Origin of the sequence: Muricoccus nepalensis, from assembly GCF_006438825.1 — a bacterium.
Taxonomy (GTDB): domain Bacteria; phylum Pseudomonadota; class Alphaproteobacteria; order Acetobacterales; family Acetobacteraceae; genus Roseomonas; species Roseomonas nepalensis.
Genome location: NZ_RCZP01000001.1, coordinates 500,861 through 513,054, shown reverse-complemented (window position 1 = coordinate 513,054; position 12,194 = coordinate 500,861). Strand labels below are relative to the sequence as shown.

General features: G+C 73.4%; 10 protein-coding genes. 2 read left to right on the top strand and 8 right to left on the bottom strand.

The genetic code is table 11. The features are described 5' to 3' along the window. Both EAH89_RS02275 and EAH89_RS02270 read left to right on the top strand, forming a co-directional pair. Positions 1 to 554, top strand: a 554-nt coding sequence (locus tag EAH89_RS02275) for a response regulator transcription factor (RefSeq protein ID WP_140881121.1), incomplete at its 5' end; no start/stop codon positions are given. 130 nt (positions 555 to 684) lie between these two features. Further along, on the top strand, positions 685 to 1,092 hold the full coding sequence (locus EAH89_RS02270; RefSeq protein ID WP_140881120.1) for a hypothetical protein: 408 nt from the start codon (positions 685 to 687) through the stop codon (positions 1,090 to 1,092). Positions 1,093 to 1,234: 142 nt separating this feature from the next. Here EAH89_RS02270 and EAH89_RS02265 read toward each other — a convergent pair whose 3' ends face one another. From EAH89_RS02265 to EAH89_RS02230, 8 genes are all read right to left on the bottom strand, one after another. Further along, positions 1,235 to 2,218 (bottom strand): Bug family tripartite tricarboxylate transporter substrate binding protein, encoded by a 984-nt coding sequence (locus EAH89_RS02265; protein ID WP_241666805.1) that lies wholly within the window; start codon positions 2,216 to 2,218, stop codon positions 1,235 to 1,237. Between the two features lie 314 nt (positions 2,219 to 2,532). Further along, positions 2,533 to 3,546 (bottom strand): TRAP transporter substrate-binding protein, encoded by a 1,014-nt coding sequence (locus EAH89_RS02260; RefSeq protein ID WP_140881119.1) that lies wholly within the window; start codon positions 3,544 to 3,546, stop codon positions 2,533 to 2,535. A gap of 172 nt (positions 3,547 to 3,718) precedes the next feature. Beyond that, the gene (locus EAH89_RS02255) at positions 3,719 to 5,053 is read right to left on the bottom strand and encodes an NAD(P)H-dependent oxidoreductase (protein ID WP_140881118.1); all 1,335 of its coding nucleotides are present in this window, start codon (positions 5,051 to 5,053) and stop codon (positions 3,719 to 3,721) included. Positions 5,054 to 5,177: 124 nt separating this feature from the next. Then, entirely contained in the window at positions 5,178 to 6,074 is an 897-nt protein-coding gene (locus EAH89_RS02250) for a LysR substrate-binding domain-containing protein (protein WP_140881117.1), read from the bottom strand. Between the two features lie 169 nt (positions 6,075 to 6,243). Then, complete coding sequence (locus EAH89_RS02245) at positions 6,244 to 7,251, bottom strand: Bug family tripartite tricarboxylate transporter substrate binding protein (RefSeq protein WP_140881116.1); 1,008 nt, start codon at positions 7,249 to 7,251, stop codon at positions 6,244 to 6,246. Positions 7,252 to 7,332: 81 nt separating this feature from the next. Continuing rightward, entirely contained in the window at positions 7,333 to 9,333 is a 2,001-nt protein-coding gene (locus EAH89_RS02240; protein WP_140881115.1) for a hydantoinase B/oxoprolinase family protein, read from the bottom strand. 6 nt (positions 9,334 to 9,339) lie between these two features. Next, positions 9,340 to 11,454, bottom strand: coding sequence for a hydantoinase/oxoprolinase family protein (locus EAH89_RS02235; RefSeq protein WP_241666804.1), 2,115 nt, complete (start codon positions 11,452 to 11,454; stop codon positions 9,340 to 9,342). Between the two features lie 49 nt (positions 11,455 to 11,503). After that, positions 11,504 to 12,106, bottom strand: coding sequence for a cupin domain-containing protein (locus tag EAH89_RS02230; RefSeq protein ID WP_140881114.1), 603 nt, complete (start codon positions 12,104 to 12,106; stop codon positions 11,504 to 11,506). Between the last annotated feature and the right edge of the window lie 88 nt (positions 12,107 to 12,194).

Here is a 12,194-nt window from a genome sequence, read left to right as displayed (position 1 = left end):
TGCGCGCCGGCCGCAGCACCACCCCGGTGCTGATCCTGTCGGGCCTCTCCCGCCCGGGTGCCAAGGTGAAGGGCTTTGGCCTCGGCGCCGACGACTTCATCGTCAAGCCCTTCGACAGCCAGGAGCTGATCGCCCGCATCCAGGCCATCGTCCGCCGCACGAAGGGCTTTGCCCAGCCCAACATCTCGGTCGGCCGGCTCAACCTCGACCTCGGCGCCCGCGAGGCCACCGTCGGCGGCAAGCCCGTCCACCTCACGGGCAAGGAGTACGCCATCCTCGAGCTCCTCACCCTGCGCAAGGGCATGGTCATGACCAAGGAGGCTTTCCTCAACCACCTCTACGGCGGCATGGACGAGCCCGAGGTCAAGATCATCGACGTCTTCATCTGCAAGCTCCGCAAGAAGCTCGCCCAGGCCGGTTGCGAGGACCTCATCGGAACCGTCTGGGGACGCGGCTACGTCCTCCGTGACCCCGTGCCGGAAACGGGCCGCAGCCTCGCCGCCAACCCCGTGCCGTCCTCCCGCCCCTACGCCGCGGCCCAGGCCTCGGCCTGAACGGCCTTCTCCCCAGCCCGGCATGAGCAGCGTGACCACGAGGCCGGCGCGTGAAAGGGCTTGGCAGGACGCCCGCGCGCATCGTCTACCGCTGGGTCCCGCGGTCAGCGAAGAGTCGCCCTCGTCCGGCATGGTGAATTGGTCCCGCCCCTCCGAGAGCTTCGCGACCTGGATCAAGGCTGTCCTTGCCCTGACGGCGGCGGGCGCGGCGCTCCTGTGGGCCATGCAGTTCCTCTCCCACGACCTCCGCTTCGCCGTGATCAACGACGTCGGCTACCGCTGGCGGACCCTCACCCAGCCCTATGGCACCCTCCTCCAGGGCGCGGCCGCGGGCGTCGTCACCGCGGCCGGCGCGTGGGTGTGGCGCCGCGGGCGCTCCCGGGCCGCCACCCTCCTCGCCGCCGGCCTGGCAGCCGGCGCCGCGATGATCCTCGTCTACGAGATCTGGGGCTCTGATCTGAACCAGGCGGCGTCCATGACCCGGTACTGGCTTCTCGTGAACCGGTCACACCCGTGGATGCACCTCCTGGCCCACTGAACGGCGCGACCCCTCCGCGGCGCGCGCCGCGCCGCGTCGTCGGGCCGCACCGGCGCGGCCAGGGCGCCACCATCGCCGCGCCCCGGCTCCCCTCGCGCAAGCCGGAGGCGCGCGCTCCCGGGGCGCCCCCGCCCGCCGAACGCTACTCGACGCGGATGTCGCGGGCGCGGATCACGTCGCGCCACTTCGCGCTCTCCGCCGCGAGATAGGCCGGGAACGCTTCCGGGCTGCCGCCCACCGGGTCGATCGATAGGCTCTGCAGGCGCTCGCGAAGGTCGGGCGTGCGCAGGCCCTCCACCACCGCCTGCGACAGGCGGCGGATGATCGGGTCGGGCGTGTTGGCCGGGGCGAACATCGCGAAGTCGCTCGACGCGTTGAGGCCGGGCGTGCCGGACTCGGCCAACGTGGGCACGTCGGGCGCCTGGGGCGAGCGCTGCTCGGAGCTCACCGCCAGCGCCCGCAGCTCGCCCGAGCGCATGAACGGCAGCGCCACGCCGGTGTCCACGAAGGACATCGGGATCTCGCCGCTCATCACCGCCTGCATGCCCGGGCCGCTGCCGCGGTAGGGCACGTGCTGCAGCTTGATGCCGTTGGCGGCCGCGAACATCTCCGGGGCCAGGTGGTTGGCCGAGCCGATCCCGCCGGAGCCGAAGCTGATCGTGTCCGGCGCCGCGCGGGCCGCGGCCACGAGGTCGCCCACCGTACGGAACCGCGAGTCGCCCCGCACGCACAGGAAGAACCCGTTCTGCACCAGCAGGCCGATCGGCGCGAAGTCCCGCTCCTGGTTGTAGGGCAGGCTGGCGTAGAGGTGCGGGTTGATGGCGTAGGTGCTGTTGGGCGTGACCAGCAGCGTGTAGCCGTCGGGCCGGGCGCGGGCCACGAAGCCGCAGCCGACCGCGCCGTTGGCGCCGGCCCGGTTGTCGATCACGAACTGCTGGCCCAAGCGGGCCGAGAGCGGCTGTGCGATCAGCCGCGCGATGAGGTCCGTGGACCCGCCAGCCGCGAAGGGCGCCACGATGGTCACGGTGCGCGTCGGGTAGGCCGGCGCCTGCGCGCCCGCCGGGCGGGAGCCCGCAGCGCCGGCCATGAGGCCCAGGGCGGAGAGGCCGAGGTTGCGTCGAAGCATAATCGTCGTGTCCTGTTTCCGGCGCGCGTGCGGACTCCGCGCCATCCGGTGGGGCCCTTCTCCCACCGGCGCCGCCGCCTTGTCCACGACCCGCGATCCAAGCCGTCGGCGCGCGCCCCGGGCCCCAACCACGTCGGCCATAATGAACGGGTGGACGAACGGTGGCCCTCCGGTCCAGCCCGCCGCGGCCCGGCGACCGCGCGCAACGCCACCCGCCGCCATCGGCGGCGCTCCGAACAGCGACCTCCGCGTGGCAACACCACGCCACCGCCCGGCCGAACGCCGCCGATGACGGTGGCGCCCGTGCGGCCCTCTCAGGCGGCCATCGCGGCGGCGGCGCGCAGGCGCTTCACGAACTCCCCGACCGGGCGCTGCTCCCAGCGGTCCAGCACCGGCACGGTAGCGGCGCGGAACGGCGCCTGGTCGGCCTGGTTCACCGCCACGGCCGGGTTGGCGCGGTACTCGGCCAGCAGCCGCGCGTCGGCCTCCTGCATCAGCCGGCGGTTCAGCGCCGTCGCCTCCTCCGCCGCCTCCCGCATCAGTCGCCGGTCCGCGTCGTTCAGCCGCCCCCAGGCGATGCGCGACGCGACGAAGGGCGAGCACTCCCACTTGTGGCCGGTCAGCGAGATGAAGCGGTTCACCTCGTGCAGCTTGCCCGTGTAGATGTTGGCCAGCGGGTTCTCCTGGCCGTCCACCACGCCCTGCTGCAGGGCGACGTAGAGCTCGTTGAAGTTGATCTGCTGCGTCGCCGCGCCCAGCGCCTGGAAGGTGTCGATGGTCGCCGGGTCGGCCGGCGTGCGGATCTTCATGCCGCGCAGGTCGTCCGGCGTCCCCACGGGCTTGCGGCGGTTCGTGATGTGGCGGATGCCGTTGTCCCACCAGCCCAGCGAGACGAGGCCGACCGTCTCCAGCTTGCGCACCACCTCCGCGCTCACCGGGCCGTCGATGGTGCGGAACGCGGCCTCGGAGGTGCCGAACAGGAAGGGCAGGCCATAGGCCGCCAGCTCCGGCACCACGGAGGAGACCGGCCCCTGGCTGTTCACCGAGAGGTCGAGCGTCCCGGTCCGCAGGCCCGTGAGCATCGCCAGGTCGTCGCCCAGCTGCGCCGAGCCGGCGACGCGCACCTCGATCCGGCCGCCGCTGCGCTCGCGCAGCAGCCCGGCGAAGTGGTCCGCCGCCACGCTGCGCGGGTTGCCGGGCGCGGTGGCGTGGCCGAGGCTGAGCCGCACCGAGCCCTGCGCCCGCAGCACGCCCGGCCTCGCCAGCAGGCCGGCAGCCCCGAGGCCGAGCAGCCCGGCCCGTCGTGTGATGGTGACGTCGCTCGCCATGTCGTTTCCCCTTCGTTGTCGTTGGTGGCCACCGGCCGGGACGCGCGCCGGGTCCGTTAACGGCCGGTCGCCCGCCCGGCGTGGCGGCGCGCGGCCTCCACCGGCCCGGAACTCCTCGCCACGGGCAGGCGACCGGGGCGGAGGACGAACCCGGCGACGGCGACGCCACCGCTCAAGCGCCCGCCTCCATCTCCCGCCGCAGCGCCACCACGTCGAGGTCGTTGACCATCTCGACGTCGTCCACGCTCACGACCGTGTCCTTCGCCACCGCGCGCGTCAGCCGCACGTGGTGCGCCAGCCCGATGGGCAGCGCCTTCGCCGCCAGGCTCTTCCTCGCGGGGATGGCGTTGGCCCAGACCGCGAAGCCGCCCTCGCCGTCCAGCATCTCGCCGGGCCGGAGGTCGCGCTTCGCCGTGGCCACGGCGTCGCCGCGGAACTCCTTCGGCGTGCCCGTCGGCTCGTGGCGCAGCACGGCGGAGAGCACGCTGACGCTGGTCTCCAGCCCGATCAGGTGGAAGGGCCGCCACATCGAGCCGTACCAGCCGGACTTGTCGACCAGCAGCCCGTACTGCTGGAAGCAGGCGCGGGTGTACTCGTTGTTGGCGCGGAAGGTGACGAAGACGCCGTACTGGATGTTGTTGTGCACCACGCGCCCGTCCGGCTCGTGGCTGGCGGCGATCTCCACCAGCCCCGCCCGCGGCAGCCGGCCGCCCTCGCTCGCCGGCTTGAACACCTGCGCCAGGTCCTGCAGCCCGGTCGGCGGGAAGGCCAGCCCGTCGTCCGGGCAGTCCAGCCCGGTGCCGTTCGCCACCGCCGCCATCTCGATGGCCGCCTTGGTGCCGTCGGTGAAGGAGTTGTACATCTTCGGGTTGAAGTCGCCCTTGGCCACCTCCTCCTCGGACCAGCCGAAGAAGCCCCAGACCGTGTCGGGCGTGGAGTAGCGGTAGCGCGGCTCGAAGTTCATGCCCTTGCCGGCCGAGACGAGCTCGAAGCCGCAGGACCGCGCCCAGTCCACCAGCTCGCAGATGATGGCGGGCTGGTCGCCATAGGCCATGGAGTAGACGAGGTTCCTCGCCCGCGCCTTCGCCGCCAGCAGCGGGCCGCAGAGCACGTCGGCCTCCACGTTCACCATGACGACGTGCTTGCCGCCCTCGATCGCCGCCAGCGCGTGGCGCACGCCGGCGATCGGGTGGCCGGTCGCCTCGATGATGCACTCGATGCCCTCGAAGGCCGCCAGCTTGCCGGCGTCGTCGAGCACGCAGGTGCCGCCGGTCGCCAGCGCCTCCGCCAGCGTGGGCGCGGCGTAGCGCTCCGCCGGCCAGCCGACGCGGGCCAGCGAGCCGCGCGCCTTGCCGACGTCGAGGTCGGCGACGCCGACGACGTGGAACCCGGGGATGCGCTGCGCCTGCGCCAGCACCATCGAGCCGAACTTGCCGGCGCCGATCAGGCCGACCCGCACCGGGCGTCCCCCGGCGGCGCGCATCTGCAGCATGGTCGAAAGGTTCACCCGGCGTCCCCCGTTGCGACCGCGGCCGGCGGGTCCCGCCGGCACGGTTCGTGTCATTGAGCAAACGGTAGGAGGCCGCGGAATTTAGCTCAAACGAGTTTTTCGCGGCGATTGTGAAGCGGGTCTAATCATTCCGCCGCGCCTGCCAGAGGTCGCGCTCCGCCCGCAGCCACCCGAGGAAGGCGCCCACCTGGCTGCGGCGCAGCCGGTCATGCGGGCAGACCAGCCACTGCGTCACCCGCGTCGCAACCGGGGGCCGGCGCACCGGGCAGGCCAGCAGCCCCTCGCGCAGCTCGCGCTCCATCATCAGCTCGCTCTCGAGGGCGATGCCGATGCCGGCCGCCGCGGCGTCGATCGCCATGTGGCTGCGGTCGAACAGCACGCGCCGCCAGCTCGCCGGCCCGGGCACCTCGGCGAGGCCGAACCAGCGCGGCCACTGCATCTGCGACTTCACCGAGTGGATCAGCCGGTGCCGCGGCAGGTCCCCCGGCGCCAGGGAACCGGGCGGGCAGAGGGAGGGGGCGCAGACCGGGAGGAACCGCTCCTCGGCCAGCCCCTCCACGAAGAGCCCCGGCCAGTTGCCCTCGCCGTGGCGGATGTCGACGTCCACCGCCTCCCGCGCGAAGTCGGTCGGCTCGTTGGTCGCGTCCACCCGCAGGTCGATGTCCGCGTGCGCGTCGAGGAAGCGCCCGAGCCGCGGCAACAGCCATTTCGTGGCCAGGGTCGGCGTGACCCGCACGGTGAGCGAGCGCGAGGAGAGGGAGCCGCGGATCGCCTGCGTCGCGTCGGCCACGCGGTCCAGGTTCTCGGCGATCATCGCGAAGTAGCGCTCGCCCGCCTCGGTCAGCATGGCCCGCCGCCCGGACCTCACCATCAGCGTGGTGCCGAGATGCATCTCCAGCGCGGCGATCTGCTGGCTGACCGCCGAGGGGGTGACGCCAAGCTCCTGCGCCGCGCGCGCGAGCGTGCCGGCGCGGGCGGCGGCGTGGAACACGGTGATGGCCCGGAGCGGCAGGTGCATGGTGCCGCGAGCCTACCGCACCGCCGGAACGACGCCAGGACGTTCGCGGCCGCCGAGGCGGGCCCCGCGTCGCCGCCCCGGCACCGCGCCGACCGGAGCGGCCCGCCGCGGCAACCGGCCCGGCGCCAGCATCGCCCCCGCCCGGCCTCCCGGCGGCAACGCGGCGCGCCTACTCCGCCCGCGCGCCCGAGGCGCGGACGAGCGGGCCCCAGTCCGCCACCTCCCGGGCGACGTAGGCGGCGAAGCGGTCGGGCGACCAGCCGCGCATGACGGGGGTGCCCATCTCCTCCATCCGGCGGTCGACGACCGGGTCCGCCATCGCGTGGTCCACCGCGGCCGCCATACGCGCCACCACCGGGCGCGGGGTGGAGGAGGGGCCGAAGAAGCCGAACCAGGAATAGGCCTTGTAGGGCGGCACCCCGGCCTCGGCCATGGTGGGCACGTCCGGCAGCAGCGGGGAGCGCTCCTCGGCCGTGACGAAGAGGCAGCGCGCCTGGCCGGACTGGTGATAGGGCACGAGGAGCCCGTAGACGTCCTGCACGAACTGGACCTCGCCCGTGATGAGCGCGTTGATGGTCTGCGTGCCCGCGCGATAGGGCACGTGCTCCACCCGCGCGCCGATCCGCGTCGCGAAGTTCGCGTTCGCCAGGTGCCCCGTGGCCCCGACGCCGTTGGAGCCGTACTGGTACCGGCCCGGGTTGGCGCGCAGCGCCGCGATCAGCTCCGCCGCCGTGCGGACGTTCCAACCGGCGGTGGTGACCGCGAGCACGAGGGGCACGAAGACGCTGGGGGCGATCGGGGCCAGGTCCCGCACGGGATCGTAGGGCAGGTTCGGGTAGAGCGTCTTCGCCACCCCGGTGGAGGCGAGGGTCGCGTGCACGAAGCTGTGCCCGTCCGTGGACTTGGCGACGAAGTCGGTGCCCACCGTGCTGCCGCCGCCGGGCCGGTTCTCGACGACGATGGGCTTGCCCAGGAACTCGCTCATGCGCGGCGCCATCAGGCGCATCACGATGTCCGTGCTGCCGCCCGCGCCGTAGGGCACGACGAGGCGAAGGGGCTGGGTGGGCCAGGCCGGCTGCGCGCGCGGCACCGCGGGCAGGGCCAGGCCGGCCGCCGACAGGCCCAGCAGGCCGCGGCGCCGGAGCGGGGCGGGGAGGGTCAGGGGATCGTGACGCATGCTCTCTTCACCTTCCTGAACGAGGTCTGAAAGCCGCTCCGGCGTTGTTCTTGGGCCCGGCGGGCCATGGGCGTCGGGGTGCTACTCCGCCGCCAGCTTCCGGGAGCGACGCAGCGCCCGCAACGGCGGCAGCGTCCCGAGAAGAGCTTCCCAGGCGGCCCGCACCGCGGCCCCGCCCCCGCCCTCCGCCGTGACGGCCTCCATGAGCCGCCGCTTCACGAAGTGGCGCCAGTGGATCGGCAGGCCCGCGAGGATCCCCGTCAGCGCGTCGTAGGCATCCCGGTCCCAGACCCGCTCGAAGGCCTCGCGCTCCGGCCCGAAGCGGAAATGCGGGGGAGGGGCCCCGCCGAGGCGCGCGGCGCGCCGGGCCCGTGTGGCGGCCTCGTCCACCCCCTCCCCGCGGACCACCACGCCGTAATCGGCCTCCGCCGCCTCGGGCGTGAGATAGCCGCGCACCACGTCCCGCAGCACCCGCTCCGGCTCGCGCGCGAAGGGATCGCCCCGTCCCCCGCCGCCGGGCGAGGTGATGGAGACGACGTCGCCGGGGTCGAGCGCGAAGGTGTCCACGTTGTTCAGCACGCGCTCCCCCGGCCGCCCGGGGTTGAGCACCATGCGGGACGGCGCGCCGGGCCCGCCGCCGAGGATGCCCCAGGCCCGGAAGCGGCAGCGGTCGCGGTTGCGCGCGGTGACGCGCGTGTTCGGCGTGAGGGCCTCGAAGTCCATGCGCGTCGCCAGCCCCCCGCGCCAGCGCCCCGCCCCGCCGGAGCCGGGGGCCAGCCCGTAGTGGCGGAAGCGGATGGGCACCTCCGCCTCCGTGATCTCGATCGGCGTGTTCTTGAGGTAGGCCGCGTCCGCCCCCGAGCCGTCCGTCCCGTCCCCGTGCGGCATCCCGCCGCCGCCGCCCACCACCGGGTTGATGGCCGCGATCATCGCCTCCCCCGTGCGGTCGTCATGCGTCATCACGTTGACGATGGAGGAGGAGCCCGCGGGGGCCGCCGGCATGCGCTCGGGCATGGCCAGGCCGAAGACGCCGAAGACGAGGCTGCGAAGCCGCGCGCAGGTGAGGGAGCGCATCCCCACCGCCGCCGGGGAGGAGGGGTTCACGACCGTGCCCTCCGGCAGGATGCAGGTGAAGGGCCGCGTGAGGCCGTAGTTCAGCACGAGGTTCGGGTTGAGGGAGAAGAGCACGTAGTACACGCCGACCAGCATCAGCGTGTGGCGCGGGTTCCCGCCCGTCGGCACGTTGAGCGAGGAGGTGAGCTGCGGGTCGCTGCCCGTGAAGTCGAGCACCGCCTCGTCGCCGCGCAGGCGGAGCGTGACGGCGAGCCGCGCGGGATGCCCCTCCGGCCCGTCCTCGTCGGCGAAGTCGGCGAAGAAGTACTCGCCGTCGGGGATCGAGCGCAGGATCTCCCGCGCCTGGTGCTCGGCGTAGTCCATCAGGTCGGACATGCCCTGCATCAGCGTGTCCGCGCCGAAGCGGGCGATCATCTCGCGCACCTTGCGCTCGCCGGTGTTCAGCGCGCCCACGAAGGCCTTCAGGTCCCCCATGTTCTGCTCGGGCTTGCGGACGTTCAGCATCATCACGTCCAGCAGCTCCCGGTTCAGCACGCCGTCCCGGTAGAGGAGCGAGGGCTTGAAGCGAATGCCCTCCTGGTGGACCTCGGTGAGCGCGCGCGACAGGCTCGCGGGCACGGCGCCGCCCATGTCGGTGTTGTGGATGTGGCCCGCGGCGAAGCAGACGAGCCGCCCCTCGTGGAAGATCGGCTTCCACAGGTGTAGGTCCGGCACATGGGTCGAGAGGAAGCCCGAATAGGGATCGTTGGTGAAGGCGATGTCCCCCGGCCGGTACTCCGGGATCATCGCGATGGCCTTGCCGTAGTGCAGGCCGGGATACCAGGTGGCGCCGAGGTCCATCGGCACGCCCACCGTGTGCCCCGCCACGTCCAGCAGCTGGATCGTGAAGTCCTCCGTCTCCTTCACGAAGGTGGAATGCGCGGTGCGGTACAGCGTGTAGGCCATGTTCTCCGCCGCCGCGCGGCAGTGGTTGGCCAGGATCTGCAGCGTGACCTTGTCGATCGCCATGGCGCGCTACCCCGCCGCTTCCGGGAGGGATGCCTCCAGAATGATGTTGCCCATCGCGTCCACCTCCGCGTCGAAGCCCGGGGGGATGCAGGCGGTGGTGTCGTCCTGCGCCACCACGCAGGGACCGGCGAAGCGCTGCCCCGCGCCCAGGGCGGCGCGCCGGTACAGCGGCACCTCGTGCCAGGCCTCGTCGAAGAAGACGCGCAGCACGCGCTCCGCCACCACCGCGCCCTCGCCCCGCGGCGGCGGCCGCAGGGCGGGGCGCGGCGGGGTGCCGGCCATCACCAGCCGCAGGTTGACGATCTGCACGGGGCTGTCGCGGTCCGCGAAGTCGTAGATTCCCTCGTGCGCCGCGTGGAAGGCCTCGGCCAGCGCGGCCGTGTCGCCGGCGCGCAGCGCCACCTCGGGCAGCGCCACCTCGATCTCGAAGGACTGGCCGCGGTAGCGCATGTCGGCGAACCAGGACGCCGCGGCCGGCCCGTCGAAGCGCTGCTCCTCGCGCAGCCAGGCCAGCCCCTGCCGCTCCAGCGCCGCCGCCTCCCGCATGATCGCCGGCCCCTGCGCCGGCTCGGCCGTCGCGAAGAGGGTGCGGATGAAGTCGTTGCGGATGTCCGCGACGAGCCCGCCCAGCGCGCTGACAACCCCCGGCCGCGCGGGCACCATGACGCGGCGCACGCCCAGCTCCCGCGCCAGGAAGCAGCCGAGCATCGGCCCGGCGCCGCCGAAGGGCAGCAGCGCGAAGTCCCGCGGGTCCACGCCGGAGCGGGCGACGAGCTTGTTCACCTCCACGAACATGCCGGAGATGGCGACGCGGATGATCGCCTCCGCCGCCGCCTCGGTCGAGAGGCCCATGGGGCCGGCCACCGTCGCGATGGCCGCCTCGGCCAGCACGGGATCGGGGCGGAGGGCGCCATAGGCGAGCTCGTGCTGGCCGAGGAAGCCGCAGACCGTGAAGGCGTCGGTGATGGTCGGCCGCGTGCCGCCGCGCCCGTAGCAGGCCGGCCCGGGATCGGAGCCGGCGCTCTCCGGCCCCACCTTCAGCACGCCGAATTCGTCCACCCAGGCGATGGAGCCGCCGCCGTCGCCGATGGAGGTGACGGAGACCGAGGGGATGTAGAGCGGCAGGTCGCCGATCTTCTCGCCGAGGCCGAACTGCGGCCGGCCGTCGACGATCAGCGCCACGTCCGCGCTCGTGCCGCCGATGTCGAGCGTGATCACCCGGTCCTGCCGCGCCTGCCGCGCCAGGAAGGCGGCGCCGATGACGCCCGAGGCGGTGCCGGACAGCACCATGCTCACGCAGTTCCGCCGCCCCAGCGCCGCCGACATCACGCCGCCGTTCGACTTCGTGATCAGCGGCTCCGCCGGCACGCCGCGCGACCGCAGCCCGCCGATGAGGTTGTCGAGGTAGTCCCGCACCTTGGGATGGACGTAGCCGTTGATGAGGGCGGTGGTGGTGCGCTCGTACTCCCGGATCACCGGCCAGACCTCGGTGGAGCGGAAGACGAAGAGCTCCGGCGCCTCCCGCCGCAGGATCTCGGCCGCCCGCTCCTCGTGGGCGGGGTTGCGGTAGGCGTTGAGGAGGGAGACCACGATTCCCTCCACGCCCTTCGCCCGGGCGGCCCGCGCCGCCCGCCGCACGCCCGCCTCGTCCAGCGGCGCCTCCTCGGATCCGTCGGACAGCAGGCGGCCGCCCACGCCGAAGACGCAGTCGCGCGAGACGAGCGGCGCGCCGCGCCGGGAGAAGAGGCTGTAGGCCTCCGGCATCCGCAGCCGGGCCAGCTCCACCACGTCCTCGAAGCCCGCCGTCGCCAGCATCGCCAGCCGCGCGCCCTTGCGCTGGATCACGGTGTTGATACCGACCGTCGTGCCGTGCACGAAGCCCGTGATCCGCGCCGGCGCGGCGCCGTGCCGCTCCTCCAGGATCTCGAGGCCGCGCAGGAGCTCGGCGCCGGGCGTCGCGGGCGTGGTCAGCACCTTCAGGCTGTGCAGCTCCGCCGTCTCCTCGTTCCAGAGGCAGAAGTCGATGAAGGTGCCGCCGATGTCGACGCCGACGCGAAAGCCCATGCCCGCTACCCCGTTCCCGATGCGCCGGAGTATGGAGCGCGCGCGCCGCCCGGCCATCCCCTAATCCGTCGCAACCCCATAGCCGGGGGTTATGGGGCGCCGCCCGTCAGAAATGGCCCGGCGGCACGCTCATGATCCAGAACACGAGCGCCTCCTCCTCGGCGGAGGGGTTGGCGAGCTGGTGGGGCAGGTGGCTCCCGAACTGGAAGCTGTCGCCCTCGGCCAGCGCCGCGCGGCGCCCGTCCACCGTCAGCTCGACGCGCCCCGAGAGGACGTAGCCGCCCTTCTCCCCGCGGCCGACCAGCACATCCTCGCTGGCCCCGCCCGGCGGCAGGGTGATCAGCATGAAGCGGAGCGGGCTGTCGCCCTGCGGGGAGAGGAGCTCCTTGACTAGCCGGCTGCCGCCGACCACCAGGCGGGCGCGCTGCTCGCGCCGGCGGACGAAACCCGGCTCGCCCTCGTTCGCCGCGGCGGCCTGGCCGAAGAACTCCCAGATGTTGACGCCGAGCGCGGCCCGCAGCCGCTGGATCGTCCGCATCGACGGGTTGGAATGGCCGCGCTCGATCTGGCTGATCAGCCCGGCGGAAAGGCCGGCCTTGGCCGCCAGCTCGAGGATGGTCAGCCCGTGCTCGGCCCGGAGGCGGCGCAGGCGGGCGCCCACCTGCTTCGCGCCGTCCTGCGCGGACCGGGCCGGCTTCGCCAGGGTCATGCCGAGAGATCCTCCACCGGGGCGCCGCACACCCGCCCGCCGTTCATTATGCTGTATCTTCGCAATGGAAAAGCCGCCTGCCCAGGCC